General features: G+C 37.5%; 26 protein-coding genes. 16 read left to right on the forward strand and 10 right to left on the reverse strand.

The genetic code is table 11. The annotated features are described in order from the left end of the window. The first annotated feature begins 12 nt into the window (after positions 1–12). The 4 genes from ACLI50_RS11425 to ACLI50_RS11440 are packed head-to-tail and all read left to right on the forward strand — an operon-like array spanning position 13 to position 2,190. Positions 13–378: a response regulator gene (locus ACLI50_RS11425; RefSeq protein WP_411413814.1), complete on the forward strand. Its 366-nt coding sequence runs from the start codon at positions 13–15 to the stop codon at positions 376–378. Further along, positions 379–1,209, forward strand: coding sequence for a CheR family methyltransferase (locus tag ACLI50_RS11430; protein ID WP_110009717.1), 831 nt, complete (start codon positions 379–381; stop codon positions 1,207–1,209). 2 nt (positions 1,210–1,211) lie between these two features. After that, the gene (locus tag ACLI50_RS11435) at positions 1,212–1,790 is read left to right on the forward strand and encodes a chemotaxis protein CheB (protein WP_411413815.1); all 579 of its coding nucleotides are present in this window, start codon (positions 1,212–1,214) and stop codon (positions 1,788–1,790) included. 28 nt (positions 1,791–1,818) lie between these two features. Next, complete coding sequence (locus ACLI50_RS11440) at positions 1,819–2,190, forward strand: response regulator (protein WP_343640463.1); 372 nt, start codon at positions 1,819–1,821, stop codon at positions 2,188–2,190. 50 nt (positions 2,191–2,240) lie between these two features. On the opposite strand, the gene ACLI50_RS11445 is transcribed toward ACLI50_RS11440, so the two are convergent. Beyond that, positions 2,241–2,528, reverse strand: coding sequence for a hypothetical protein (locus ACLI50_RS11445; protein WP_202843078.1), 288 nt, complete (start codon positions 2,526–2,528; stop codon positions 2,241–2,243). 261 nt (positions 2,529–2,789) lie between these two features. Between ACLI50_RS11445 and ACLI50_RS11450 the strand changes: the two genes are divergently transcribed. The 3 genes from ACLI50_RS11450 to ACLI50_RS11460 all read left to right on the forward strand — a co-directional run bounded on the left by ACLI50_RS11450 (position 2,790) and on the right by ACLI50_RS11460 (position 4,904). Then, the gene (locus ACLI50_RS11450; protein ID WP_202843076.1) at positions 2,790–3,467 is read left to right on the forward strand and encodes a MarR family winged helix-turn-helix transcriptional regulator; all 678 of its coding nucleotides are present in this window, start codon (positions 2,790–2,792) and stop codon (positions 3,465–3,467) included. 108 nt (positions 3,468–3,575) lie between these two features. Continuing rightward, positions 3,576–4,163 carry a Crp/Fnr family transcriptional regulator gene (locus ACLI50_RS11455; RefSeq protein WP_411413816.1) on the forward strand — a complete coding sequence of 196 codons (588 nt, stop codon included), beginning with the start codon at positions 3,576–3,578 and terminating at the stop codon, positions 4,161–4,163. 54 nt (positions 4,164–4,217) lie between these two features. Beyond that, the gene (locus tag ACLI50_RS11460) at positions 4,218–4,904 is read left to right on the forward strand and encodes an MBL fold metallo-hydrolase (protein WP_202843072.1); all 687 of its coding nucleotides are present in this window, start codon (positions 4,218–4,220) and stop codon (positions 4,902–4,904) included. 5 nt (positions 4,905–4,909) lie between these two features. On the opposite strand, the gene ACLI50_RS11465 is transcribed toward ACLI50_RS11460, so the two are convergent. Together ACLI50_RS11465 and ACLI50_RS11470 are read right to left on the reverse strand one after the other, a co-directional pair. Further along, positions 4,910–5,776, reverse strand: coding sequence for an alpha/beta hydrolase family protein (locus ACLI50_RS11465; RefSeq protein ID WP_343640457.1), 867 nt, complete (start codon positions 5,774–5,776; stop codon positions 4,910–4,912). A gap of 151 nt (positions 5,777–5,927) precedes the next feature. Further along, complete coding sequence (locus ACLI50_RS11470) at positions 5,928–6,434, reverse strand: GNAT family N-acetyltransferase (protein WP_343640455.1); 507 nt, start codon at positions 6,432–6,434, stop codon at positions 5,928–5,930. 379 nt (positions 6,435–6,813) lie between these two features. Here ACLI50_RS11470 and ACLI50_RS11475 point away from each other — a divergent pair, with 379 nt between their 5' ends. The 3 genes from ACLI50_RS11475 to ACLI50_RS11485 all read left to right on the forward strand — a co-directional run bounded on the left by ACLI50_RS11475 (position 6,814) and on the right by ACLI50_RS11485 (position 13,552). Next, on the forward strand, positions 6,814–8,307 hold the full coding sequence (locus tag ACLI50_RS11475; RefSeq protein ID WP_411413817.1) for a tetratricopeptide repeat protein: 1,494 nt from the start codon (positions 6,814–6,816) through the stop codon (positions 8,305–8,307). A 171-nt stretch (positions 8,308–8,478) separates the two neighbouring features. Beyond that, positions 8,479–9,903, forward strand: coding sequence for a tetratricopeptide repeat protein (locus ACLI50_RS11480; protein ID WP_411413818.1), 1,425 nt, complete (start codon positions 8,479–8,481; stop codon positions 9,901–9,903). Between the two features lie 646 nt (positions 9,904–10,549). Then, complete coding sequence (locus tag ACLI50_RS11485; protein WP_411413819.1) at positions 10,550–13,552, forward strand: reprolysin-like metallopeptidase; 3,003 nt, start codon at positions 10,550–10,552, stop codon at positions 13,550–13,552. A gap of 98 nt (positions 13,553–13,650) precedes the next feature. Here the strand turns inward: ACLI50_RS11485 and ACLI50_RS11490 are convergent, their stop codons facing one another. Together ACLI50_RS11490 and ACLI50_RS11495 are read right to left on the reverse strand one after the other, a co-directional pair. Then, positions 13,651–14,814, reverse strand: coding sequence for an FAD-dependent oxidoreductase (locus ACLI50_RS11490; RefSeq protein ID WP_411413820.1), 1,164 nt, complete (start codon positions 14,812–14,814; stop codon positions 13,651–13,653). 27 nt (positions 14,815–14,841) lie between these two features. Continuing rightward, a complete protein-coding gene (locus tag ACLI50_RS11495; protein ID WP_411413821.1) occupies positions 14,842–15,597 on the reverse strand; it encodes a helix-turn-helix domain-containing protein in 756 nt (251 codons plus the stop codon). Positions 15,598–15,738: 141 nt separating this feature from the next. On the opposite strand from ACLI50_RS11495, the gene ACLI50_RS11500 reads away from it, so the two are divergent. Then, complete coding sequence (locus tag ACLI50_RS11500) at positions 15,739–16,320, forward strand: Crp/Fnr family transcriptional regulator (protein ID WP_343640444.1); 582 nt, start codon at positions 15,739–15,741, stop codon at positions 16,318–16,320. Between the two features lie 64 nt (positions 16,321–16,384). Continuing rightward, positions 16,385–17,320, forward strand: coding sequence for a ketopantoate reductase family protein (locus tag ACLI50_RS11505; protein ID WP_411413822.1), 936 nt, complete (start codon positions 16,385–16,387; stop codon positions 17,318–17,320). Between the two features lie 90 nt (positions 17,321–17,410). On the opposite strand, the gene ACLI50_RS11510 is transcribed toward ACLI50_RS11505, so the two are convergent. From ACLI50_RS11510 to ACLI50_RS11525, 4 genes are all read right to left on the reverse strand, one after another. Next, the gene (locus tag ACLI50_RS11510) at positions 17,411–17,761 is read right to left on the reverse strand and encodes a 4Fe-4S dicluster domain-containing protein (protein ID WP_062670462.1); all 351 of its coding nucleotides are present in this window, start codon (positions 17,759–17,761) and stop codon (positions 17,411–17,413) included. 170 nt (positions 17,762–17,931) lie between these two features. After that, positions 17,932–18,489, reverse strand: a complete 558-nt coding sequence (locus ACLI50_RS11515; protein WP_411413823.1) for an NADPH-dependent FMN reductase — start codon at positions 18,487–18,489, stop codon at positions 17,932–17,934. A gap of 3 nt (positions 18,490–18,492) precedes the next feature. Next, positions 18,493–18,993: a DUF2480 family protein gene (locus ACLI50_RS11520; protein ID WP_411413824.1), complete on the reverse strand. Its 501-nt coding sequence runs from the start codon at positions 18,991–18,993 to the stop codon at positions 18,493–18,495. A gap of 23 nt (positions 18,994–19,016) precedes the next feature. Continuing rightward, positions 19,017–19,643, reverse strand: coding sequence for a superoxide dismutase (locus tag ACLI50_RS11525; RefSeq protein ID WP_202843040.1), 627 nt, complete (start codon positions 19,641–19,643; stop codon positions 19,017–19,019). 195 nt (positions 19,644–19,838) lie between these two features. On the opposite strand from ACLI50_RS11525, the gene ACLI50_RS11530 reads away from it, so the two are divergent. Together ACLI50_RS11530 and hxpB are read left to right on the forward strand one after the other, a co-directional pair. After that, on the forward strand, positions 19,839–20,459 hold the full coding sequence (locus ACLI50_RS11530) for a helix-turn-helix transcriptional regulator (protein ID WP_411413825.1): 621 nt from the start codon (positions 19,839–19,841) through the stop codon (positions 20,457–20,459). A 22-nt stretch (positions 20,460–20,481) separates the two neighbouring features. Further along, the gene (hxpB, locus tag ACLI50_RS11535) at positions 20,482–21,129 is read left to right on the forward strand and encodes a hexitol phosphatase HxpB (RefSeq protein ID WP_411413826.1); all 648 of its coding nucleotides are present in this window, start codon (positions 20,482–20,484) and stop codon (positions 21,127–21,129) included. Between the two features lie 115 nt (positions 21,130–21,244). Here the strand turns inward: hxpB and ACLI50_RS11540 are convergent, their stop codons facing one another. Beyond that, positions 21,245–21,871, reverse strand: coding sequence for an RNA polymerase sigma factor (locus tag ACLI50_RS11540; RefSeq protein ID WP_411413827.1), 627 nt, complete (start codon positions 21,869–21,871; stop codon positions 21,245–21,247). Between the two features lie 241 nt (positions 21,872–22,112). Between ACLI50_RS11540 and ACLI50_RS11545 the strand changes: the two genes are divergently transcribed. Continuing rightward, positions 22,113–23,069 carry a FecR family protein gene (locus ACLI50_RS11545; RefSeq protein ID WP_411413828.1) on the forward strand — a complete coding sequence of 319 codons (957 nt, stop codon included), beginning with the start codon at positions 22,113–22,115 and terminating at the stop codon, positions 23,067–23,069. A gap of 47 nt (positions 23,070–23,116) precedes the next feature. After that, the gene (locus tag ACLI50_RS11550; RefSeq protein WP_411413829.1) at positions 23,117–26,404 is read left to right on the forward strand and encodes a TonB-dependent receptor; all 3,288 of its coding nucleotides are present in this window, start codon (positions 23,117–23,119) and stop codon (positions 26,402–26,404) included. Positions 26,405–26,483: the final 79 nt, after the last annotated feature.

A 26,483-nucleotide genomic window follows, 5' to 3' on the forward strand; every position in this document is an offset into this window, starting at 1 on the left:
GATAAAATTCTGATGAATAAGAAAATTTTAATCGTGGATGATGACCCACGCAATATATTTGCTTTAAAACTAACCCTTAAAGCCCATGGATATACAGTGGAATCATGTACAATGGCACAGGATGCACTGGAAATGATCAAGTCTGATCCTCAGTTTTCCGTTGTTCTTATGGACATGATGATGCCTGGCATAGACGGATATGAAGCTGTAAGAATGATAAGGGATACTCAGGAAATCAAACATGTTCCGGTGATTGCTGTCACCGCACAGGCAATGCCCGAAGACCGCCAGAAATGTCTGGAAGCCGGAGCTGATGATTACGTAACAAAACCCATTGATGTGGATCTTTTAATAACGGCAATAGAAAAACTTTCATAGATGCTGGAACCAAGTATCATAAAAGATGAAGAAGTAGAATATCTCATCAGAGATGTATATGACAGGTATGGTTATGACTTTTCGGGTTATAGCAGGGCTTCATTTAAAAGAAGAGTTAACCGTATATGTCTTTTAGACAGGTTTACCAGTTTTGCAGAGCTCAGATACACTGTGATGAATGATACAGAGTACTTAAAACGTTTTGTAGAAGAAGTTACAGTAAATGTTACGGAAATGTTCCGGGATCCTTCCTTTTTTAAAGCACTGCGCGATAATATATTGCCTCAGTTGGGAACCTATCCGCTCATCAGGGTGTGGATTGCAGGATGTTCAACAGGAGAAGAGGCATATTCTATAGCCATTCTGCTGAAAGAAGCCGGTCTTTACAGTAAGTCTCTGATTTATGGAACCGATTTGAACCCCGCTGTTCTTGAAACAGCAAGAGCAGGTATTTTCCCTTTGCAGCAGATGAAGCTGTATTCGGAAAACTACATGCTTTCAGGCGGATTAAAAGACTTTTCAGATTATTATACTGCCAATTATGATAGTGTACGATTTGATAAAAGCTTACAGGAAAAACTGATTTTATCAACACATAACCTTGTGTCAGACAGCTCTTTCAATAGTTTTCAGCTGATTGTGTGCAGGAATGTACTGATTTATTTTGACAGAGAACTTCAGGAAAGGGTATTCAGACTTTTTGATAACAGCCTTGAAAATTTAGGTTTTCTCGCATTGGGAGCAAAAGAAACCCTTCGGTTTTCTGCTATCGATAAAAATTACCATCAGGTTGAAGATCAGAAAATCTGGAAAAAAATTGATCACCACTAGTAATGAGCGGAATGAAACCACAAACCAATACAGAATTAATCGTTATCGGCGGATCAGCAGGAAGTTTGCAGGTCATCATAGAAATGATCAAAAACCTGGGTAATACCATCCCTGCTCCCATTGTACTGGTGATGCATCGTAAAGCTCAATCGGGAGATATTCTGCGCACTTTACTGCAGCAGTTTACCAGAATACCTGTCATAGAGGTTGAAGATAAAACGGAGGTTGCTGGTAACACCATATATATTGTTCCCGCAGACTATCATTTGTTGTTTGAGAATATGCAATGGATGTCATTGGACAGCTCGGAAAAAATGAATTATTCCCGTCCCTCTATAGATGTTACTTTCAGGTCTGCAGCAGAAATTTATGGGGAAAATCTGATCGGTATCCTTTTATCGGGAGCTAATGCCGATGGAGTAGAAGGCTTAAGTTATATTAAAAAAAATAACGGGCAGGTATGGATTCAGGATCCGGAAACAGCAGAAGTGGAATTTATGCCGAAACATGCCATAGAAGAAATTGAATATGATTTAATTATCACGCCCGCCGGTTTAGCGGATTATATAAAACAATTATAATATTTCAGAATAGAATAATCTACATAATATGAGTAAAAAGAAGATTTTAATTTTTGATGATGAAGCGGCTATCTTAGAAGTGATCACCATCATATTTGAAGAAAACGGATATGATGTCAGAATCTCAGAAACTTCACACGATATCCTTGAGAAAGTGGCAGACTACAAGCCGGATGTTATTCTCATGGATAACTGGATTCCTAAAATAGGAGGGGTAGAAGCTACAAAACTTCTCAAAAGCACCGAAGAATTTAAACATATTCCGGTCATTTATGTTACAGCCAATAATGATATTGTTGCTTTGGCCTCAGAAGCAAAAGCTGATGATTATGTTTCAAAACCTTTTAATCTTGATGATCTGGAAGCAATGGTTGCGAAACATTTGAAAGAACAGGTATAATATCCGGTTACATTAAAAAATAAAAGATCTCTCAGGCTTTTGAGAGATCTTTATTCTTTTTCCAGTGCTCTGATGATCTGTCCCTTTGTTAAAGAGTGGGTATTGACATCATGAATGAGAGAAGCCAATAAAAGGTACAGCTCAGGATTTCCCATGACAGCATCTGAAAATGTTTTCACCAGAATTAATTTTCGGGAAACAATATTTTGTGCAGTAATATACTCACTGCTCACATTGATGTCTATATTCAATTCCTTTTTTATAGTTAAACTGAAGTATTTATCAACATAATCTTTATCTCTTACCAAATCTATTGGTTCGGTTTCTATATGATCCATACGCTTATTTTACTCCTGTCTATTTTCCAACAATTATTATACCGTGTTATATCGTAATACCACACAACAATTGATTGGAAAACTTTGATAACCAAAATGATCAGATTATCATTTCTTTTTATTCCAGATTTGGAGAAGATAAAAAACAAAGTATTATACAGGAAATACCCGTTCACCATTGTTCACAGAATCTATTCTATTTGCTTTAATCTTGCTTATGTATGAGGTAGATTTAGTATATTTGTAAACTATTTAATAGAAATGAATTACACGCTTATTAAAGATTATATAGACCTGCTGGAAGAGTTTGAAACAGAAGTCAGTAATAGCCCGGAGTCTTATCCGGTGACTATTCAGGGCTTTAAAGCATGGATTTCTGGTAAAGGGAATATTGAAGCACATCATCCTGAAGAGCCCTACTGGGAAGGCAAGGAGAATGGAAGAACGCCGGAGAGTGCCATCAGTACATTACTTGTTCATCTTAACCGGTATGCAAAAACCTATTCAAAGTCTGCCATCTCACATTCTGAATTTTCGACTCAGGAAGATTTTATTTATCTGATTAATCTTAAAGCTTTTGGGGAAATGTCAAAAATGGCGCTTATCAAAAAAAATATCCATGATAAGCCGGTGGGAATGCTTATTATCGCAAGACTTTTGCGTCAGGGACTTATAGAACAGACAGATTCTGATTTAGATAAACGCAGTAAATTAATCCGTATTACCGAAAGAGGATTACAGGTTCTGGAAAACCAGATGGAAAAGATCAGGCAGGCTACCAATATCGTTGCCGGAAATCTCAACCATTACGAGAAGATGGAACTGATCCGTATTCTTAATAAACTGGATCGCTTTCATTATCCTATTTTTTCACGGAATATCAATCCTGATGAGCTGATCAATACGGTGTATGATGAGTATGTATTTAAGGGTTCTTAATATTTAAAAATGATAATTAACCGAACCTTATTTTTATAATTAATTCCTTCAAAATTACCGGATCTGATGTGTGATTTGCAGGAAAATAAAGACTAAACAGACTGCAGGATGACTAATATATTTGAAAATTATCTGTCCTCAACAGGAGGGTTATCACCCGATGAAGTCAACTTTTCTTCACAGTTCTTCAAACCGGTTCACTTAAAAAAAGGTGATTTTTTTATTCATAAAGATGAAATCTGCCGTTATATCGGATTTATTGCCAGTGGCGCTGTAAAAGCATATGCTACCGATCAAGAAGGTAAGGAAAATATAACCTGCTTCAAGTTTGAAAATGAATTTGTCACCTCATTTCCCGGGTTTATAGCGCAGGAGAAATCCGGAAAAAGCTTCAGGGCTTTAGAAGACAGCATAATCTATAGAATAAGTTATCCAGACTATCAGCAGCTGCTGGAAAAGGTGGCTGCTCTGAACGGAGTTATAAAATCGGTGATTGAACAGGAGTATATTCAAAAGGAACGTTATCTTCTGAATTACAATAATAAATCCGCTGTAGACAAATACCGTCATGTCTTATTTGATGAACCGATGCTCGTAAAACGGATATCGACACAGGATCTGGCTTCATATCTTGGAATCACACAGCGATCGCTTACCAGGGCGAAGGGACAAATCCACAGACCCGGCATATTATAGGACAAATGTCCTTATACCATACTGATCGGCAATGTAGATTTGCAGAAAAAAATTATGCTACGTCAAATTGCTCCTGAAGTATTCCATATTCCACTCATGCCGCGAAACAGTATCAATTGCTATATTATTGAAGGTGTTCTGGTAGACTCGGGAATACGAAGTTCGTACACAACCATAAAGAAAGTCCTGCAGAAATTCCCCGTCCATCAACATGTACTAACCCATGCCCATGCAGACCACCAGGGCTGCAGCGATCATATATGTGCAGAGTTCAACATACCCCTGCTCTGCCATCCCAATGAAGTTTTCAGGACTGAAACAGGTCTCGTAACCAACGACTATCCGGCTCCGCAGCATTGGCTGGCAAAGCTTCAGCAAAAATATTGGGCAGGTCAGGGACATAAAGTAGGGCAGACCATCGTTGAAAACGATAAAATCGGAAATTTTCAGGTAATAGAAACCCCAGGACATGCGGGAGGTCATATTTCCTTGTTCCGTGAGCAGGATGGATTACTGATCATTGGGGATGCCGCTACCAATATGAACCTGCTTACGACAGTGCCGGGACTTCGGCTTCCTCCCAATATGTTCACCACAGATCAGCAGCGCAATATCAAATCGCTTCAGAAACTGGCAGAATTGAATCCGGCTACTATCTGCTTTGGCCACGGACCGGTCTTACGAAATACAGATCGACAGTTTGAGAAATTTGTAAAGACTTTAAAAAATGATCAGGGTTAAATGGTTTAAAGAAAACCGTTTAACTTTTCTACCACATTAGCCCAAAGCCTGTCTTTCATATTTTTTTTGAAAAAACCGAAATGATCAATTTTTTTCAATCCTAATTCCGAAGGAACTAATTTTGTGAAGGTGATCTCTTTTTTACTGTCAATATGCTGCCAGTACGTTTCTGTGTTTTTCTGGCTTGAAATAGTATCATCGGTAGTCCAGAATAAATGAATGGGGAATGTATAATTCTTGAAATGTCCTACAGGTACACTTGTACCATAAAATTGAGCATCGAAAAAATAATCTTTCTTTTCAAGCCAGGTACGCCATTCAAACACTACATTCCTGGGTAGGTTTTCCATTAATCCAAAGGTTTTGGCTTTCACATAGCCAGTCATGAAAACACTTATCGGCGCAAAAATGTAAAAATAGAAATAAGCCTTCATCCTGTAATAAGGCGGCATATTCCTGTAATAACCTGCTGATACCGCAAAATTGACCATTCCTTTTACATTCTCCAGGTTTTTCATAAATCCTATTTGCTGTCCGCCGGCACTGTGCCCGACAATCATAAACGGAAGATCAGGAAATCTGTTATTCAGAAAATTTTTGATGGCGGGCATATCTTTTACTCCATAATCTGAAAAAGTAAACTCGCAGGATCTCAGATTGCAGGAAGAAGAATCTCCGCTTCCTCTGTAGTCCCAAAGACAGCACAGAAAATCATGTTCAGCAAGAAAGGTGAGGAAAGACAGATAAAATTCTTTTCTAGTTGCGGTGCCGCAGTTAAACTGGATCACTGCCTTCGGATGCTCCGGAATAAGAAGAATGCCTTTAAGCTTTACACCGTCTTCACATACTGTTTCAAAATTTTCCGTTTTCATGTTTCAATTTAACTTAAAAAATTAATGATACGTTATAAATTAAACTGTATCCCTTTTCTCTGTTAAATTTAATAAATCCCCTGATTCCTTTATCATATTTAACTATGCAGTACCAGGTTTCTGTATCATGATTTTGAAAGTTATCCAGCTTTTATTCAGGTGTATATTTCATTACAATATAATTACTGGGATCTTTGGCAGAGGTATTTTTTACTTCCAGAAATCCTGTTTTTCTGTATAAATTGTACGCTTTGTCATTTCCGGGTGTAACTTCCAGGAAAATTTCAATATCATTAAACTGTCTGCCTGCTTCATGAATAACAGCTTCAATCAATCCCTGACCAATATTCTTTCCCTGGAACACTCTTTTTACATACATCTGGTAAAGGGTACCTGAGTTTTCGTTACTTTTAACAAAAGCACAGATTCCTATAAGCAGATCATCTGCGAATGCACCCACTACAAATTTTCCAAAAGTCTGTTCTTCAATGTCGTTTTCCATCTGAAATTTTTCAATTTTCCGGGCTTCCTGATAGGTTGCGCAAAATGACCCAGGAAACTGTTCCAGACTTTCCAGACGGATTGCCCGATATGCCTTACTTTCTTCAGGAAGAAGTTGGCGATAGCTGATATTATTCATGCTGATAAGATTTTTCATATGATCAATATACAAATATGGAGATAATTTTGTTTGTCAAAATAATTTATCAAAAATTATAAAACAACCTTATCTGCTTGTAACAAATATCGTTTCAGGTAGTCTTATTAAAATAAAGCATATACTTTTTGACAGAAAGTTCATAAAAGCAGTCTTTAAATGGTAAAAAGTGTTTGTTTAAATGAGAAATATTACAATATTTTATCTGAATGTTACATTTTTGCGAAATAACCTGTTTATTTCACAATGAACATGATAATTTATGTATATTTATAACACTGATTGGGGAATAATATTAGAATAACGATAGAAAATTATCAACTTATTTTTAAGTAAGTGAATAGGTAGATATGTAGATATACAGGGAAAAGTGGTGCTGATGGGAAAAATTAATGTAATCATTTTTAAAAATAAAACGATCCGCTCAAAGGCTATCAAAGAGATAATAGCCTTTACAATCTTCGTGGGGCTGCTTCTGGTTATGTTTTCATGTCATAAGGAAACTGATAATACAGACCGGGAAAATTTTGATATATCCCTGTTGACCCAAAGCTCTGAGCTTCAGCTGTCTGGTGAATATGAGGCTTTTGTTAAGCTTAATAAAGAATACCTGAAGAAAGCGGCAAAAATAAAATATACAGCAGGAAAAGGTCTCTGCTATCTGAATATGGCAGGCGTAAATGTTTCTGCAGGAAATTATGAAAAAGCCCGTTTTTTTTTCAATAAAGCAGAAAAAGATCTGATTAATTCAGGAAATGCTTACCATAAAGCAGTATTCTATGATGATTACAGTCTCTATTATTCTCATCTTAAATTAAACGATAAGGCTATAGAATGCAACAACAAGGCATTTTATTATCTCAAACAGGCCGGAAAAACGAAGCTTAGCCAAAAACTTCTACCCAGACTTTATGTAAACAAAGGAATTTACTATGCATGGAAAGGATGGCTGGGAACTTCTCTGAAATGCTTTACAAAGGCAAATGTATTGGAAAATTCGGCGTACACCAATTGTATGGTGTCACAATACTATTTATTTACCCATAAACCTGATTCTGCCGGTATATACATCAGCAAAGCAGATGAAAAAATGATCAGTCAGAAAACTACAGATGTGGAATCTCTTTGGGTGTATTATACAATGGGATACTACTATAATGAAATTGAAAATAGCGAACAGGCTGAAAAAGCACTAAAAAAAGCACTGGAAATCAATATTAAGACAAGACGGACCTATTCTTCACATATCAAAGAAGTTTATAAATCACTTGCAGAATTATATAAGAAAAAAAATGACGGAGGGAAGGCCTATTTTTATCTGAAGAAATATATGGAGGAGGAGGGAAGATTTGATGCAGAACGATTTGCCGTCATGAATAAAGCTACCGAAGATTTTATTTCGGAAATGAAGCAGGAATCGGACTGGCATAAAAACGATCTTCCGTTGTTTATTGCATTGTCTATCACAGTACTTACTGTTTCAGGAGTATATGTACGGAAAATGATTAACAGATTACAAAAGAAGAAGAATACTTTAAAAGAACAAACCGACGCACTTAAAAATCATGTCCAGACAAAACAGCTTCATGAGGTGACTGAACTTGCTAAAAGAAATGATTCTTCTTTCCTGCTGAAATTTAAAGAGCTCTTTCCTGAATTTATTAAATCGCTGCTGGCGATCAATCCGGATCTTGAAAATTCAGAACTGGCTTTCTGTGCAATGCTGAAATTACGTTTTTCATCCAAAGAGATTGCAGATTATACTTTTGTACAGCATAAATCTGTTCAACAAAAGAAATACAGGATCAGAAAAAGACTGAATATTCCCGGAGAAACAGATATTTACGATTTTTTTGATAACCTGGCAGAATAAAGAAATACATCACAATAAAAGCAGAATGATTCTGTTTTATGAAAAGATTTATTGTTGATCTCAGCAGAAATAACCATTGAGAATTTTAAAATTATACAGACTGTTTTTTCTCTGGAGAAATCATTATTTAATCATAATATATACATGAATTTAGCTTAATTAGAGAGACATATGATGCGTATTTTTCTTTTTGTGTTACTTTTTGTTTTAGTTTCGTGCCATTCCCATTCAAAGAAAGAGGCTGAAAAGAAATTTGACGTTGCTTTATTGAAACAGAATGAAAAGTTAAGGCTTGGTGGAGAATATGATTCACTCATTAGTCTTAATAAAAAATATTACAAACAGGCTGATAAAATGAATTATCCGGATGGGAAGGCACTGTGCTATATCAATCTGGCAGAACTTAATATATCGCTTGAAAACTTCCAGAAGGCGCAGATTCTTTTTGATAATGCAAAGGAAATTCTGGATGATTCGGAAGACAACCTGCACAAAGCAAGATTTTACAACGTGTATGGCCGCTTCAATGTAGAGCTCCGAAGGCTTGATAAAGCTTTTCAGTATAATAATGAAGCAATGAGTCTTATCAGGAAAAGTGATCATTCCCCACTTAAAGACGATATCCTTTTCAGTATTTATTTCAGACAGGCTATTTATCTTGTTCAAAAAAAGCAATACCAAAAAGCACTCGGGTATTTCCATAAAGCAAAACGGCTGGACGATACCGGTCTTGCAGATTGTGCAATAAGCGATTATGTCTATATGCATAAAGACAAAGATTCTGCATATAAGTATATAACCATTGCTTATAATAAAGCCAATCTAAGAGGTAAAGAAGATGGAATAGCCCTCTATGCCAATACCATTTTGGGGGAATATTTTCTTTATGATAAACAATATGATAAGGCGGAACAGGCTCTGATTAAAGCATTGAAAATCAATAATAAAACAAAACGTATCTATGTTTATTATGGTAAGTATATCTATAACGATCTCAGAATGTTATATGAACGTACCGGAGATAAAGAGAAGGCCTATTTTTATTTGAAAGCCTATACAGAGGCTTTCGACAGAACCAACACTTCTTTGCTGGCTACCATTAATCAGGATATGGAGTCTTTTATTACAGTCAGCCAACAGGATGCGGATCAGCATAAAAGCAAAATATACTGGATTGTTTCCCTGTCGTTTTTGGGGCTTTGCCTGCTGGGGGTATATGCCTGGAGAATTATTGTTACCTTGAGAAAACGAAAAAAAATTCTTGCCCGGGAAGCTGAAAATCTGAAAATAAGAATGAATGACAATAAGCAGGAGGAAATTATAGAACTTGGTAAAAAGAATGATCCTGAATTTCTGGATCGTTTTAAAGAAACTTACCCTGAATTTATCGCTCAGCTTTTTATGATTAACCCCAACCTTGAAAATTCCGAACTGGTTTTCTGTGCGATGCTTAAATTACATTTTTCTTCTAAAGAAATAGCAAACTATACGATGGTTCAGCATAGAAGTATTCAGCAGAAAAAATACAGGATCAGAAAAAAATTGAATATTCCCGGGGAAACAGATATTTATCATTTCTTTGATACCTTACAATAATCCAAAAAAAAACTGTCTGATTCATCAGGTCAGACAGTACTCGAAATATTCTCTTTTCACCACCCGGTCTTTTTTTAGTGGTCTCAGTGCTCAAATATGAAAATTTTTGACGGAAACATGAAAAAATACGATACTACACGGATACTACATGTTATATTTTGATTTTAAATATCTGATATTTAAATAATTATGATATTTTCTTAATTTGTTAATCCTTTTATGAAAAATAGCAGTAGTTCTTTGGACGTTTCTCCTTTTTTATACTGTATTTCTGATTATTTCTCTTTTTTACTTCTTCTTTTTTAGTTGATTTTCAATATGTTTTTTCATCCGTTTTTTAGGTTGGAATTATATTCATCCTTACTTATAAAAAACAGAATTTAGCAAGACAAAATTGAGTGTAAAATGTAATTGATTGATACTTAATAAATTGCAAGTCATGATGTATACGAGTAGTATCATTTATTTTTGTTTTTTATTGGGAATATACAAGTTTTGTGAAGCGATTTGTTGTGAAATTTTCATCATTGATTTCATTTTGTTGAACTTATGATAATGCTTAAGTGGATTGATCAGAATCCAAAATAATTTTTTGATAAAATGACCTACCTATAATCATACAACCAAAGTAATTTTAAATAAATCTATGAAAAAAAGAATTTTATTCGTTTGTGCATTAGCATCTTGTTTTACGGTTTTCAATGCTCAGAGATGGGAATCTGTCTCTCAGAAAACTTCACAGATAAGAGAAGGAGTAGAAGTACAACATTCTTATAGAGTGGATCTGAAATCTCTTCGCGAAATGCTGAGAAATGCTGAAGAAACCGGGAAAGGAGCAACACCAGTTATTATTTCTTTACCCACGGTTGAAGGGAAAATTGAAAAGTTTGCTGTCTATAGCAATCCTGTACTTGATAAATCCCTGGCCGAAAGATATCAGCTTGGGTCATATGTAGGAGTAGGCGTAGATGATCCGTCTAAATATTTGAGATTCAGTACCTCTTCCTATGATATGCAGTCTATGATCATCAAAAATGGTATATTTCAGTTTATAGAACCAATAAGTGCTGATAAACAAACTTACGGGGTATTCTATAAATCAAAGAATGAAGGAGAACACGGCTTTAAATGTGATACAGGAGAACATGATTTTAAGAGTATTAATAAATTGGTAGAGAATGGTAAAAAAATGCTTTCCGGAGTGGGGATTGCCAGCAGACCTACCAATACAAAATACAGAGATTTTAGAATGGCATTGTCCGTTACAGGAGAATACAGCCAATATCAGTTAACAGCGGCAGGAACTCCGGCCAATGCGACCGACGACGTAAAAAAAGGTGTTGTACTGGCCGCCATGAATAATACGATGACCCGCATAAACGGAGTTTTTGAACGTGATTTCGGAGCTCATCTGACCGTTCAGAATCTTCCGGATATCATCTATCTTGATCCGGCTACAGATCCTTATTCTAATAATTTAAATTTACAGTTGCAACAGACCCTTACTTCTGTAGTAGGAAATGCCAATTATGATATCGGGCATGTTCTTAATCAAAATGCAGAAAGAAGCGGAAACGCAGGAGGAATCGGAATTGTCTGTGTAGATCCGGCCACTAATACTGAAATAAAAAAAGGTTCAGCTTATACCCAGGGACCTGTTCCGGTGGGGGAAGTTTTTGATTTTACGGCAGCCCATGAGATGGGACATCAGTTGGGAGCTAACCACACATTTTCAAATACTTCTGTCACAGATGCCAATCAGGGAGCCAATGTAGAGCCTGGAGGAGGTACTACTATTATGGGCTATGCCGGAATTACCTATGATAATGTGCAGGCTAACGCTGATGGATACTTCCATTATAAATCCATTGATCAGGTATTAACTAATTTAGAAAGTAAAGTTAATTGCGGAGCCTCTCAAAATATTATCAACAATACTGCTCCAGCCATTAATCCTTTAGCTGCTTATAGTATTCCTAAAGGAACTGCTTATTATCTTGAAGCTTCAGCTACAGATGCTGAAAATGATTCTGTGAACTATACCTGGGAACAGAATGACAGTACTGATGAATTTTCTACCATTTCCGGCGACAGCGGATGGGGATACAATCCAAAAGGAGCTTTGGCAAGATCAGTTCCCGGAACAGCAAACGGAAGAAGGTATTTTCCCAACTTTGCAAGTGTGATGAATGGAATCCTGACAGACAAACAGAGATGGGAAACAGTATCATATATCCCGCGCACATTGAACTATGCGGTAACGGTACGGGATCTGAACGCTCAGCGTCCTATGGTTTCAAGCTCAACAACCACAGTGACTGTAGGGAATGACGGGCCATTCAAATTCAACGGACTGACCACATCTTCAGTATTGTATAATGATGCACTAAACACTATCTATTGGGAGGTTGCCAATACAAATGCAGCCCCTTATAATACAGCGAGCGTGAAAATAGATTATACTACAGATAACGGTGCAACCTGGACAAATCTTGTAGCTTCAACTCCAAACATCGGAAGCTATAGTGTACAAATGCCGGGTAATATAAGCGGAGCAGTAAAATTAAGAGTGTCAGCTATAGGGAATATCTTTTATGCAGTATCTCCTGCTGTTACTGTGGGAAGTGCACCTACTTCGACTGCATCAGCGCCTACAGGAGTTTCCACGATAGATACTGAGGTTTTTAAAACAACAGCAAGGGTATCCTGGAATAGTGTTCCCGGAGCTGCTTACTCTGTTAATTACAGAAAAGCAGGAACGGCCAGCTGGTCTAATGTTGCTAGCCAGGCAAATTCTGTAGTTCTGAATAATTTAGAAGATGAAACCAATTACGAAGTTCAGGTAGCAGCTGTGGTAAATTCAGTTCCCGGAACTTTCTCTAATAATTATACATTTAAAACAAAAGGATTAAAGACTGGAGCTGATTACTGCCTTTTAAATTCAGGTTCACCTTATGTAGGAGCCATCTTAAAAGTTACCGTTGCGAATCTTGATTATAGTGATCTTACAGCAAAATCCTATAAAGATTTAAGCGAAGATCTTACTAAAATTGTTAACTTGACACAAGGCAGTAGCTATACGCTTACACCTAGAATAGGGAATTTGTTGCAAAACGGACTTCCGGTAAATGTATCTGCCTGGATTGATTACAATAGAAACGGAGTATTTGAATCTACAGAAAGGGTAGGACAGACTTCAGCGACAGCAAATGCAGGTAATATAGGATTACCAGGTTTTAACTTCACCGTTCCTGCTACCACTTACTCCGGAGATAAGACATTAAGAATGAGAGTCGTTGGTAAATTCGCAACGAGTGCCTTGAATAGCGTATGTGGTGAGTTGGCAAGCCAGGCTGGAGGTATTATGGATCTTCCTGTGAAAATTACTGCGAGTACACTTGCTGTGAGAGAAACGGTAGATACAAAATCATCAGAGGTTTCTGTTTATCCTAATCCTGCAGATACATTTGTAGAAGTGAAAAACCTTAAAGGTAAAGGTGACTATAAAATCTACAGTGCAGATGGAAGACTGGTTCAGGAAGGTAAGATTGATGGAAAAATCAATGTAGCTTCTCTGGTCAAAGGAATGTATGTAATGACAATAAAAGAAGATAAAAATACTTATAATACCAAATTGATCAAGAAATAACACATATGAACCTCCGCACCCGGATCTAAAAGCGGAGAGAAAAAGAATTTATTAAACCTAAAAAGGCTGTCTCTGGATGAGGCAGCCTTTTGTTTTGCTTATGAAGTCAGGTGGCCGTTGAAAAAATCAAGCATGGCGGTTAATGATTTGTCAGAATGCATCCGTTCTCCGTTTTCAAGGGATTCCTTTGTGGCTCCGGCGGCTCTCTTACGCATGTTATTTTCGTAGGCGGAAATAGCTTCCTTTACAGTAGTATAATTATTACCTGTTAAATGCTCGCTCAGTTCCAGGGCATCCAGCATCGCCATATTGGCACCTTCTCCTGCAAAAGGAGGCATCACATGTGCTGCGTCACCAATCAGAGTCAGGTTAGGCTGTGTTTCCCAGGTCTGATCCAAGGGCATAGAGTAAATCAGACGTGGAATAAAAGGAGTCATTGCATTTTCAAACAATTCTTCCCAGATAGAAGCCCATTCGGAATATTCTGTTTTGAACCATTTCAGCATCTGTGCCTGATCAGAGAAATCAAGACCGCTGGTGGCAGGCCAGTTTTCATCAGCTTTAAAGCTTGCATAAAATCCGAGATCCCCATTGCCTTTTTGCCCCATTAAAATATTTTGAGAATTTCCGAATGCCATTATTTTTCCACCTTTAATCAATGCATCAATCTGAGGTGCATTTTCTTTTGAAACATTTCCTTCCAGCATAATGATTCCGGAGTAAACAGGTTTATGGGTATGGAGATACGGACGGATTTTAGAATTGGCACCATCTGAAGCAATCACAATATCAGCATACACTGATTTCCCGTTTTTAAAATGCAGAAGCCATCCTTCATTCTGGCGTTCCATAGAAAGAAAATGACTGTTCCAGATTACCGTTTCAGGATGCAAAGATTCTAACAGCATATTTCGTAACGGGCCGCGGTCTATTTCAGGGCGGAAATGTTCATGACCAAAATCCTCTTCAGGTTTCGTCTCGTGATCATTAAAAAATATTTCTGCCTTTTCATTCATGATCAGCGTTCTGTCTGCGCCGGGACGGAAAGCCTGTTTAAACTCTTCCAGAAGTTCCGCTTTACGGATGGCTGCCAAACCTGAATCTTCATGCATATCGAGTGGAGAACCCTGTACGCGTGCATTTTTGTTGAAGTCTCTTTCATATACTTTTACATCTGCGCCTTTCAATTGTAAAAGTCTTGCCAGTGTAAGTCCTGCCGGACCGCCACCAACGATTGCTATTGATTTATTGTCTATCAGCATTGTTGATTTAAATTTTACAAGGCAAATTTACCTTCCTTTCAACACGGATAATAGTACAAATCGGTCGTTTTCATTTTTGGATAATTCTTTGGGAGCAACCCCGGAAAACTTCTTTACTTCTTTGATGAAATGGTTCTGGTCTGTATAATTGAGTTCCGGGAAAAGCCTCCCTTGGGCAATATGTTCCAATGATGCTCTGAAACGCAAAATAGTAGAGTAGGCTTTTAATGACAGGCCAAGTTGTTTGGTAAAGTACCGGTTAATTTGTCTGCTGCTCCAGCCTGTTTTTTCAGAAAGTTCCTGCACGCTCATTTCTCCTTTTGAGGCATATACCAGCTCAAAAAGTTTCCGTTTTCTTTCATCTACTTTCAGTGGAAGCAGTTCTTTTATTTTTTGGGTTGCTTTCGTACAGCAATGGCTGAAATCCTTTATATCATCAGCTTTAAAATTCCAGAAATCAGGAGAAAGCTCTTTTCCGATATTCAATAAATCAGCAATGGAGGTATTCAGAATGTATTCAACTGCAAGAGGTTTGAAGCTTACAACAAAAGCGTTCGTATGCGGAGCAATAAATCTTTGTTCAGGATAAGTTTCCAATCCGAGAAGGGTAATATGAAAAGATTCTGAAGCCGACTGTGAGAAAAATAAATCAATTCTTCCGTCAGGAATAATCACAACCTCTTTAGCTTCATCCGAAAGATTCTGAAAAGTGCCCAGATTTTCAACGAAATCTGCAATCTCTTTATCAGGTTCTATGAAAACGTAAGTGAAGTCATTCTCCATAGTAATGCCTTGTGTTTTTTAAAGAAGAAAATTACAAAATACATCTGATCTATTAAAAAAGATATAGTTTATTTTAATAGGTTATAAATGCTATTTTTGTCAGGAGAGATTTAAAAACAAATATGCTGCAGCTTTTACTTTATGGACAAATCATCACTTAACACCTATTTCCATTCTTTATTCAGTATCCAAGCTGAAGTAGTTGAAAAAATTACTGAAAAATTCAGTCATTTTGAGGTAAAAGCAAATACTGTTTTGCTGGATAAAGATACGATCAGTACCAAAACCTACTTCCTGGAAAAAGGCTATGTGCGGTCTTATATCCTGAATGAAGATAATGAGGAGATTACCACCAATATTTATACAGCTCCCTGCTTCGTTAATGATTTTCTGTCCTTTTTCAGACAGCAGCCTACCAAAGAAATATATCAGACGATCACCGAATGTGTCTTTTGGGAGACCGGATTGGAAAATGTCCAGCATAATTTTCATAATATTCCTGAATTCAGAGAGTTCAGCAGGCTTCTTTTTGTTCTTAATTATTATACGATCCATGACCGGCTCATCGAAATGGCGAGTCAGAAGGCTTCCACGAGATATTTTAACCTGATGAAAAAAGATCCGGATATTTTTCAACATGTTCCTTTGAAGGTGATTGCTTCTTACCTTGGTATCAAGGACAGTTCCCTGAGCAGGATCAGAAGGGATATTCATAAATTGTAATTTCTTTTCATTTGTCAAGTGATAGTTCAGGAATCATCGCTCATCTTTGCTTAAAAATAATTTCATGAACAAAAAACATATTGTTGTAGTAGGATTAGGTGGTGTAGGCGGTTATTTTGGATTTAAAATAAATCAGAATAATGAAACCACGGAAAAATATACCATTTCTTTTGTTGCCCGTGGAGAAACGTATGAGAAAGTGAAAGAAAACGGCTTGACTTTATTATCTCCCGAGCATTCCAATCCTCAGACCCGTCCTGATGTTATCGTGCAGACTATCAGTGAGATCAAAAATCCTGATCTGGTTTTGATCTGTGTAAAAGAGTACGATCTTGAAAATGTCTGTAAGCAGTTGCAGGAAGTTATTAATAAAGATACTGTATTGCTTCCGATGATGAACGGAGCAGATATTTATGACAGAATCCGTAAAATAATTCCGGAACACACTATTCTTCCAACCTGTATCTACGTAGCTTCCCATATTAAAGAAAGAGGAGTAGTGGAACATAAAGGAAAAGCCGGAAAAATGATTGTGGGAAGAGATCCTGAGCATTTTTCTGCCCCGGTAGAATGGATTACAGAGCTATTGAGTGAAAGTAAAATCGATTTTGATTTTAAAGATAATTCATTATCAGATATCTGGACGAAATTTATTTTTATTGCCAGCTTCGGATTGGTAACAGCAAAGCATAATTCATCTATTGGAACTGTATGTACCGATGAACAGCAGCAGAAAGAAGCGGCTGAAATTATGAAAGAAATCAAACAGATTGCTGATAAGAAAGGAATCTATCTTCAGGAAGATATCATCGCTAAAACATTTGAAAAAGCCTCAACATTTCCTTTTGAGACTCCAACTTCCTTACAGCTTGATATTAATTCCGGAAAAAAGGATAATGAGCTGGAATTGTTTGCAGGTGCTGTATTGAAATATGGCACTGAAACAGCTGTAGAAACTCCTTTTACTCAAAAAATTTACACTGAGATTAAAGCAAAATAAGTGTACGTGAAAGCTGATGGGAAAGAAAATATAAGAAGGCGGGCTTTAGCCCGCCTCCATTGAAAATTAAATATAAAAGATAGAAGCTGATTAAGCACTGTGCATGAATTTTTGTCTGTCCAATAGTACTTCTTCCGTTTCCCTGTGATCAGGATCATCCACACAGCAGTCTACAGGGCATACAGCCTTACATTGAGGCTCTTCGTGAAAGCCTTTACATTCCGTACATTTTCCGGATACGATATAATACACTTCATCTGAGACAGCAGGATGGTAAGCCTCAGCATCACCTTTTGTGCCGTCGGGGAATGTAATATGTCCTGAAAGCTTGGTTTTGTCTTTCCAGCGCCAGTCGATAGCACCTTCGTAAATGGCTGAGTTGGGGCATTCAGGTTCACAGGCTCCACAGTTGATACAGGCATCTGTTATTTTTATAGCCATATTGTTTGAATTTAAAGGGTTTAAAAAAGGGATTCCGTCAACGTTGAACGATTCTGAAATCCCTGCTAAACTTAAATGACAGCAGTTTAACACTGTTCTTTGAAAATAAGCAGCATAAAGTGTGCTATTTTTTATTTAAATCATTAATATGCAGTAATTTCTGCCGGTACTTAGTCACTAATGGCAATTTTTTTAGAAGATGCAATGCTGATAAGCTTGTCAAATTTACTGGAATACAGATCCGAAATTTGGGTGGATTGCTCATCCGTAAATAATGATGACCTGACAATCGGAACGCTGAATGGCAATGGCCAGGCACGCAATGATTTGGCTATAGAATCCATGGCGTTAATTCCCTGCATGGCCTGAAGACCATCAGCCCAGCATACCAGCCCTACAGTTTTATCCGTGAGATAAGGCTCGTACCAGTTGGCGGTTACTTCAAGCCAATCCAGACAGTTTTTCATTACTCCCGGAATGCTGCCGTGATAAAGAGGAGCCAGCCAGATATGCAGATCAGCATCAGTAAACATTTGAGCCATACGCTCTACGGCCAAAGGAGTTTTGGTAAGCGTGACATCGAATAGAGGAATGCCGGAGTCAGCAAGTGTAAAAATATCAGTCTGAATTCCCAACATTTTCAGGCGCTCAGAAAAATAATCCGAAATCAGTCCGGAAGTAGATAAAGTTCTTCTTTCCAGCGATCCGTTGAATATGATTGCTTTCATTTTTTAATGTTTAAAAATTACTTTGGGTAACCCTATTTCACCATACATCAGTGTTTTCACCAGCGGTTTCAGTAATCCTGCTGCTAATAAATACAATGAAGGATCATGATGAGTACTTGCGCGGACAACCACTTTCTGATTTTTATACTGTTTCAGATCAGCATAGATGAGACGGCGTTTCCATAGATCCAGCAGAACAGTTTCTGCATTGTTTAAATCAGCATAAGAAGCGTAAGGAGACAATTTTTCCATAATCAGCATATAAGCCCAGGGTGGAATAATAGCATCCGTAGAACAGATGATCGCTACTGCTTTTTCATTGTAAACAGAAAAATCCACCGCAGCAATTGATTCTTTAAATTCTTTCTCCTTAACAATCATTCCCATAAAAAGATGTTCTTTGATATCCAGTTCTACAATTTCCGTAGTCGGTTTGTAATCTGAAAGGTCAAGAGCAATAATACCTGAAGCCTTTGCTTTATTGATAAAATTTTCCTCATTCATAATTCGTTTACTTTCAGTATTATTTATCTTACTTTTGACAAAGCTTCTTCATATTTTCTTTCAACAGCAGACCAATCCAGTACAGACCAGAAAGCATCCAAATAATCTGCGCGTTTATTTTGATAATTCAGATAATAGGCATGTTCCCAGACATCTATTCCAAGAATCGGAAAACCTCTGTTGGTGGAGAGAATATCCATCATCGGATTATCCTGATTAGGAGTAGAACTGATGGCCAGTGAGCCGTTGAATTTTACAAAAAGCCATACCCATCCTGAACCAAATTGCGACAAACCTGTCTTCTTCATTTCTGCTTTTAGATTGTCGAGGCTTCCGAAAGTGGCTGTGATATCGTCATGAAGCATGCCTTCAGGATTCAGCTTGGGTTGTGGAGAAATAATTTCCCAGAATAAAGAATGGTTATAGTGGCCGCCACCATTATTTCTGACAGCAGGACTGTATTCACTTATTCTTTGCAGTAATGAATCAAGGTCAGGATTGGTTTCATTGGTTTGTGCCAGTGCTGCATTCAGATTATCTACATAAGCCTGATGATGTTTCTGATGGTGAATGGTCATCGTTTCTTTATCTATAAAAGGCGCCAAAGCATCGTAAGCATAAGGTAACTGTGGTAATGTAAATGGAGTCATTGTATTTATTTTTTTTGATTAATGTCTCACAAAGGTAGAAATATATTTAAATAAAACAACTTTATGGTTGTTTTATTTATTTTCTGATGAATATAAGTAAAATGTTGTAAATCTTTATTTTATCCTTGATTTTATATGGTTATAGAAAATGACTATATTTGTTGTTGAAAAATAAAACAACCTAAATATTGTCAAATGAAGAAGCCGGCTGCGGATCGTATTCTGATGTTTTTAAAGATGAGAGGCGAGGCTACCTCCCTTCTTATTGCTGAAGAATTGTCGATCACCAAAGAAGGGGCAAGAAAGCATTTACTGAATCTTGCTCAGGAAGGATTGATCCGGTCTTCGGTGAAGAGCGAAGGGGTTGGGCGTCCATCTATATACTATACTCTTACAGAGAAAGGACTGGCTCAATTTCCGGATACCCATGCAGATGTTACAGTTCAGATTTTGAAATCCGTGAAAAATCTTTTGGGTGAAAATGCATTGGATTTATTAATCAGCGACCGGGAGAAAAATACCCATGAGCGTTATGAAAAAGTACTTTCAAAGGCAGAATCACTGGAACAGCGCCTCGAATCTCTTTCAAAAGTTCGTAGTGATGAAGGCTATATGGCGGAATGGAAAAAAGAAGGGGAAGTGTATTATCTGATTGAAAATCATTGTCCGATATGCGCTGCAGCAACAGAATGCCAGGGTTTCTGCCGCGCGGAGCTATCCAATTTTCAATCCCTGATAGGAAAGGAGTATACAGTGGAAAGAATAGATCATATTATTTCCGGAGGGCAGCGTTGTGTGTATAAAATCAGCCAATAACTTATCATTTATCATTAAAAAAATGGTTGTAAAAGCAGTAATATTTGACATGGATGGTGTTCTGGTAGACTCAGAAAAATTCTGGACCCAGGCAGAACTGGATGTATTTTCATCTTATGGAGTGCAGGTTACGGATGATCTGGCGGAACAAACCAAATATATGACCACTCAGGAAGTTACTGAATTCTGGTATAAAAGATTTCCCTGGGAAAATTTTGATGCCTCTGATCTGGAAAATAAAGTGGTTACAAGAGTAATCGAAATGATACAGACCGAAAACTGTACCATGTCTGGTGTAGAGAAGTTTATTAAAAATCTTAAGAACAAGGACTACAAAATAGGGCTGGCTACCAATGCTCCTTTACGTGTAGCACATGCGGTGCTTGAAAAGCTTCAGATTCATGACCTGTTTGATACCATTCACTCATCAGAGTTTGAAAATCAGGGAAAACCTCATCCTGCCGTATATCTTACTTCTGCAAAAAATCTCGGAGTTTCCCCGGAAGACTGTATAGCTATTGAAGACAGCCAGTCAGGATTAAAAGCGGCAAAAGAAGCCGGAATGCAGACTATAATTTTCACCAATAATGACGAAAATATAGATTCAAACCTTGCCGATTTTAAAATCCTGAATTTTAATACAGTTTTTCTGCCGTTATTTGTTGAATAGTGAATAGTGAATCCGCTCCGCTGTGAATGTTAAATGATGTTACAAAATGGACTATTGACTGCGCAGCAAATTGACCATTGACATTTCCTCGCATCTCGCATCCCGAATCCCAAAATCAATACTTCGTCAACACCTCCATCAACAACAAAATAGAAACCAGCTTTTTAGACGACTTATACTCCGGACTAAGCTGTTCACGGATTTCTCCCAAAGCTTTGCTTAGCTTATTACTTACTGTTTTATTGCTGAGCCCCAGCGCTTCTGCTGTTTCATTCACAGACATATTTTTCCTGATTCTCATATTGTATACCTGCTGTTCCGTTGAGGGAAGATGGGAAACTACTTCATCAATCATAGTCAATAAAGCACTGATCTCATTTTCTTCAAGGATTTCGAAATACTCGGAATCTGCAATTTCTATTTCATTCGCAATATCAAACTCATCAATACTCAGCGTAGGAGGCGCTTTTTTGTAGCTGTTATAAAAATCAATAATCCGGTAATGAAGATGACGGAGAAGGTAGCCTTTGGCACTTTCTGTATCATCGGTTTGTATGGCATCCGTATTCTCAAGAATCTTCATCCACAGATTCTGGAGGATTTCTTCAGAAACGTCCTTATCCCGTGTCCGTACATAAACAAAGCGATACAGACTATCCCAATACCGGTCATACAGCAGCATAAATGCAGGGCGGTCGCCTGATTTTATTTTCTTTAATAATATATAGTCTGTTGGGCTCATATTGTGATACAAAATTACCTAAAGGAAAATTAACTTTTTGTGAACTTTGGGTGTGATAAGATTAAATATTTCTGAAAAACAGGCCGAAAATTGAACGTTAATGTTGAGTAAATGTGAAATATGACGAAAATTATTAACAATTTGGTTCTAATGTGAATATAACATTAAGAATGCCCCAGGGAAGTTTTTCATTTTCACTGTCTTATAGATAGAAGTATCTGTGAATACATGAAAGACCCCTATGAAAAAACTTTTACCATATAAAAATATTGAAGCCTTTGTTTTCAGACTTTGGGAACGGGAAGTTTCGGAAGACTCAATTTCCAAAAAAGAAAATGAACTTTTAAAACAGTGGAAAAATCTTGCAGAAAAAGATCTGGACATTGTTCATCTTAAAGAATCCAGAGAAAGGGTATTGTCCGGACTGGAAAATTACTTTTCTCAAAAAGATATTGTATCTATCCCGTCAACAAAAAGCTTTAGAACACATCTTTATAAAATTGCGGCGGTTATTATTCTGCTTTTAACATTGGGCGGAGTTTTTACCTACTCCTTATTCATTAAGCCAGATGTTTATCTTGCAAAATCCGGAAATAGTATTGTTCGTCTTGAAGACGGATCTGTGGTTACTCTTTTACCAGGCGCTGTACTGACTGTAGAGAAATCTTTTCCTGCGTCCACCAGAGTCGTGGATTTAAAAGGCGATGCAATATTCTCTGTGGCAAAATCTAAAAAACATCCATTCATCGTTCGTGCGGATGGTTTTAGTACCAAAGTATTGGGAACGGTATTTAAGATTTCACAGTCAGGTAAGAAAAAAGCGGTTGATCTTTACGAAGGAAAGGTGGCTGTATCCACTCCCGGGGTTCCGGTTTCTTTCCTTAAGCCTAATCAGAAGTGGACCAACTTCGGAGTTGCTCATACTACAGCAGTTATTTCCCTGAAACCTGTAAAAAATTCAGCAGGCAGAATTACGTCAATATTGTCTCTGAGTTTTAACGATGTTCCTTTAAAGGAAGTAGTGACGGTCCTGGAAAGCAATTATCATACAAAGGTTCAATATCCTAAGGAAGCTGAAGATAAAAAAATTACTGCTGATTTTACGGGAGGAACGGTCGGAGAAAATATTGAATCACTGGCTTTCATCCTGGGACTGGAAGTACAGAAAAAAGAAAATACCTATATCCTTAAGAAATAAATCATTATAAAAAATAAATAATCATAATCAAGAGAACACTATTAAGTATGAAAAGTTTGAAATGTGGGATTACCATAGCAACCTTATTTTTTACTGTAGCCGCAGAAGCTCAGGAGCTGGTTCAGAAAGTAACATTTTCTGTACCTGCCAACAGGCCGTTGATTGAAGTTTTGGAAGAATTTGCCGGAAAAACGGGAATGAGACTGGCATATTCCAAGGTAGACATTAAAGAGCTGAAGGTAAAAGGAGTGAAATGTGAAAATACTTCTATCAACAACTGTCTGAAGGACATTACCAATGGACTTCCTATTATTTACCGACTGCATGGTGATCTAATTTCGATAAAATATGAAAGCTCTACTATTTCCGCATTGGGAAACGGACGAATTTCCGGTAAAATAGTGGATGAAGTAGGAAATCCCGTTACCGGAGCAGAAGTCACTGTAGCTCAGAAAACAGTGGTCACTGATAATAACGGTGACTTTACCATAGATCTTCCTTCCGGAACTTATAATCTGACCATAAAAGCTCCTAAATATAATACGCTGAGAGTTGAAAAATTGTCTGTTATCAATAACGAAACCAGTTCTGTCTCATTTGCTTTAAATAAAGCTTCTGATAAAATTACAGATATCAAAGAAGTTGTGATTACGGCAGCCCGTAAAGCAGATACTCAGGCGGGACTTCTTGCCCAGCAGAAGAAAGCAGCCCAGATGAGTGATGGTATTTCAGCGGAACAGATTTCCAAGACACCCGACAGCGATGTGGGAGGAACTTTGAAAAGGGTAACAGGAATTACCACCATTGATAATAAATATGTAGTGGTAAGATCCATGGGAGAACGTTGGAACACCGCGGCCATGGACGGAATCAACCTGCCAAGCACGGAAGCGTATAACCAGAACTTCTCATTTGATATAATTCCTACAGCAATGGTAGAAAGTGTGGTGGTAAGCAAATCAGCCACTCCTGATATGAATGCAAGCTTTGCAGGAGGTTACGTAGAAGTGAGAACCAAGGATATTCCCAATGAAAACTTTACAACCGTTACGTTAGGAACTTCGTATAATGACCAGTCGGCTTTCAAAGAATTTCTGACCCGCAAGCGAGGAAAGTACGACTATTTCGGGTATGATGACGGTACAAGAGATTTTCCCAAAGGACTGGAGCCGATGAACTGGACAGATCCAAGGTTTTTTGAACAGTCCAGGCAGTTTACCAATGACAATTTCAGCACCTATAAAACCAGAGGTGATATGGGATCTAATATACAGCTGGCATTGGGAAGAACCTACGCGCTAAAAAACAATAATAAATGGGGATTTGCCGGAGCATTTGTCATCAGAAATGAACAGAATAAACTGGATATTGACCATACGGGAAGAGGAAACTGGCTGGATACTACCGGAATGCCTGATGCAAACGGAGAGATTCCATTCTATAATTTCAAAAACAGTGGGGCCTCCTATAATTACAATTCGACACTGGCAGGAATGCTTAATTTTGGATTGCAACTTGGGAAAAACAGAATCTCATTCCGTAATTCATATACCCATATTTTTGATAATACGCTCACAAGAGTAACAGGCTGGAACGAATACTCAACGGGTAGTGGAATGGCATCCAATGCAGAATTAGCTTATAATTATTTTTATAACGGTGTCATCCCCAATAATGATCCGGCTCAGATCAAAAACTTAGACAGGCCTTATACAGATAATACCAATTACCCGATTTTTCAGACCCTTTTACAAAATAAACTGGAAGGAAGCCATAAAATAGGAAATACAGAGATCAGTTGGTTTGCGGCCCGTACAGGAGTAGCTTCTGATACTAAAGACTACACACAGTATATTACCAGGTACGACTTTATCGGAAATGAAATTCTCACATTTCATAAGATCTATAATTCCGGAGCCGATTTTTACAGAGGATATATAGAAAACAAAGAAACAGATTACAATTACGGTGCGTCTGTTAAGTGGGATATGGATGCAGGAAGCTTTAAAAATACCATTAAAACAGGATATGCCGGTGCTATAAAAAACAATACCAACCAGCAACAGAAGTTTTTTCTTCGTGTTGACGAAAACCGTGACGTTCCGAACAGCGAGAAGAACTATTTGACGATGTATGGTTCACTTGCTGACTGGTTTAATGGCTCCCATTATGTTCCGGGTGGTATTGGCTGGGAAACCAAAGCATTGTATAAAAATGACAAGTATGAAGGAGAGGTTAATCAACATGCGGTTTTTGTCATGTTTGATAACCGTTGGAAGAAATTAAGGTTAGTCTGGGGCCTTCGTGCAGAGTACTTTAAATATGATCTTATCTCACAACAATTAGATCCAAATGATACAAAGAATGTGGAAAGAGCAGCCGTTGAAGATAAACCGTGGCAATGGATGCCCTCAGCGAACTTTACCTACAGTCCTACCAATAAAATTAATCTAAGGCTTGCTTACAACAGATCTGTTATCCGCCCTCAGTTCAATGAAAGAACAGGACTTCCTTATTTCGATCCGATAGCTAATGGTTTAATTTATAATACAGAAATGACGTCCTCTGTCATTAATAATTATGATTTCAAATTTGAATGGTTTCCAGGATTGGGAGAAATATTTTCGGCAGGACTGTATTATAAAAATATAGACAGACCTATCGAACGTGAAGGCCATATTTCCAGCGAGGGAAATCTTTTCCTGTATAATGGAAATTCAAAAAATGCAAAACTGATAGGAGTAGAGGCTGAGGTAAGAAAAAGTTTAGGCTTTATTGCTGACGTAACTTTTCTGGAAAAGCTTTTCATAAGCGGAAATTTTACGTATAACCATACCAAAGTAGTGGCTTTTAAAGATCTGTACAAAACAGGTGATAATGATGAAACCTATGAAGTGAAACGCCCGCTTTACGGACAGACTCCTTATGCTTACAATCTTGGACTGATCTATGATGGAAACCGTTTAGGGATGAGTTTTTTGTATAACGCAAAAGGAGACCAGTACATCACAGTAGGATATGCGTACAAAGGAGAAGAAATCCAGCGGCCTTATGCAGTGGCAGACGCTCAGATCTCTTATAAATTACTTCGTAACAGAAATCTGGAAGTAAAATTAAATGTAAGAAACATTTTTAACAGGGTAAAAGAATATTATAACAATTTCAATTCTTATCTGGCTGCAAAAGATGGAGGAGGAAGTAATGTAGGGACAGAAAGAGAAGCCTGGGATCTGCTTCCGGGAGCAACAGACAGATATGATAAAAATATTGACAAGATCATGTTCAGGGCATACAGTGGAAGAATGTTCAGCCTGAGTGTGAATTATACTTTTTAAAGAAGTATACCAGCGATACAGAAAGATATCTTAAATATAGAAGCGTACAGGTTTCGGGAACCTGATCAAAAACTGAAGA

Source organism: Chryseobacterium cupriresistens (assembly GCF_046614675.1).
In the GTDB taxonomy this organism is placed as follows: domain Bacteria; phylum Bacteroidota; class Bacteroidia; order Flavobacteriales; family Weeksellaceae; genus Chryseobacterium; species Chryseobacterium cupriresistens.

What these genes read in the sequence shown, in the direction of transcription:
- ACLI50_RS11485 (WP_411413819.1), top strand. Translation starts at nt 10,550, where the DNA reads ATGAAAAAAAGAATTTTATTCGTTTGTGCATTAGCATCTTGTTTTACG.
- ACLI50_RS11430 (WP_110009717.1), top strand. Translation starts at nt 379, where the DNA reads ATGCTGGAACCAAGTATCATAAAAGATGAAGAAGTAGAATATCTCATC.
- hxpB (WP_411413826.1), top strand. Translation starts at nt 20,482, where the DNA reads ATGGTTGTAAAAGCAGTAATATTTGACATGGATGGTGTTCTGGTAGAC.
- ACLI50_RS11530 (WP_411413825.1), top strand. Translation starts at nt 19,839, where the DNA reads ATGAAGAAGCCGGCTGCGGATCGTATTCTGATGTTTTTAAAGATGAGA.
- ACLI50_RS11465 (WP_343640457.1), bottom strand. Translation starts at nt 5,776, where the DNA reads ATGAAAACGGAAAATTTTGAAACAGTATGTGAAGACGGTGTAAAGCTT.
- ACLI50_RS11500 (WP_343640444.1), top strand. Translation starts at nt 15,739, where the DNA reads ATGGACAAATCATCACTTAACACCTATTTCCATTCTTTATTCAGTATC.
- ACLI50_RS11480 (WP_411413818.1), top strand. Translation starts at nt 8,479, where the DNA reads ATGATGCGTATTTTTCTTTTTGTGTTACTTTTTGTTTTAGTTTCGTGC.
- ACLI50_RS11440 (WP_343640463.1), top strand. Translation starts at nt 1,819, where the DNA reads ATGAGTAAAAAGAAGATTTTAATTTTTGATGATGAAGCGGCTATCTTA.
- ACLI50_RS11450 (WP_202843076.1), top strand. Translation starts at nt 2,790, where the DNA reads ATGAATTACACGCTTATTAAAGATTATATAGACCTGCTGGAAGAGTTT.
- ACLI50_RS11435 (WP_411413815.1), top strand. Translation starts at nt 1,212, where the DNA reads ATGAGCGGAATGAAACCACAAACCAATACAGAATTAATCGTTATCGGC.
- ACLI50_RS11470 (WP_343640455.1), bottom strand. Translation starts at nt 6,434, where the DNA reads ATGAAAAATCTTATCAGCATGAATAATATCAGCTATCGCCAACTTCTT.
- ACLI50_RS11505 (WP_411413822.1), top strand. Translation starts at nt 16,385, where the DNA reads ATGAACAAAAAACATATTGTTGTAGTAGGATTAGGTGGTGTAGGCGGT.
- ACLI50_RS11525 (WP_202843040.1), bottom strand. Translation starts at nt 19,643, where the DNA reads ATGACTCCATTTACATTACCACAGTTACCTTATGCTTACGATGCTTTG.
- ACLI50_RS11425 (WP_411413814.1), top strand. Translation starts at nt 13, where the DNA reads ATGAATAAGAAAATTTTAATCGTGGATGATGACCCACGCAATATATTT.
- ACLI50_RS11545 (WP_411413828.1), top strand. Translation starts at nt 22,113, where the DNA reads ATGAAAAAACTTTTACCATATAAAAATATTGAAGCCTTTGTTTTCAGA.
- ACLI50_RS11490 (WP_411413820.1), bottom strand. Translation starts at nt 14,814, where the DNA reads ATGCTGATAGACAATAAATCAATAGCAATCGTTGGTGGCGGTCCGGCA.
- ACLI50_RS11550 (WP_411413829.1), top strand. Translation starts at nt 23,117, where the DNA reads ATGAAAAGTTTGAAATGTGGGATTACCATAGCAACCTTATTTTTTACT.
- ACLI50_RS11460 (WP_202843072.1), top strand. Translation starts at nt 4,218, where the DNA reads ATGCTACGTCAAATTGCTCCTGAAGTATTCCATATTCCACTCATGCCG.
- ACLI50_RS11455 (WP_411413816.1), top strand. Translation starts at nt 3,576, where the DNA reads ATGACTAATATATTTGAAAATTATCTGTCCTCAACAGGAGGGTTATCA.
- ACLI50_RS11495 (WP_411413821.1), bottom strand. Translation starts at nt 15,597, where the DNA reads ATGGAGAATGACTTCACTTACGTTTTCATAGAACCTGATAAAGAGATT.
- ACLI50_RS11520 (WP_411413824.1), bottom strand. Translation starts at nt 18,993, where the DNA reads ATGAATGAGGAAAATTTTATCAATAAAGCAAAGGCTTCAGGTATTATT.
- ACLI50_RS11475 (WP_411413817.1), top strand. Translation starts at nt 6,814, where the DNA reads ATGGGAAAAATTAATGTAATCATTTTTAAAAATAAAACGATCCGCTCA.
- ACLI50_RS11510 (WP_062670462.1), bottom strand. Translation starts at nt 17,761, where the DNA reads ATGGCTATAAAAATAACAGATGCCTGTATCAACTGTGGAGCCTGTGAA.
- ACLI50_RS11445 (WP_202843078.1), bottom strand. Translation starts at nt 2,528, where the DNA reads ATGGATCATATAGAAACCGAACCAATAGATTTGGTAAGAGATAAAGAT.
- ACLI50_RS11515 (WP_411413823.1), bottom strand. Translation starts at nt 18,489, where the DNA reads ATGAAAGCAATCATATTCAACGGATCGCTGGAAAGAAGAACTTTATCT.
- ACLI50_RS11540 (WP_411413827.1), bottom strand. Translation starts at nt 21,871, where the DNA reads ATGAGCCCAACAGACTATATATTATTAAAGAAAATAAAATCAGGCGAC.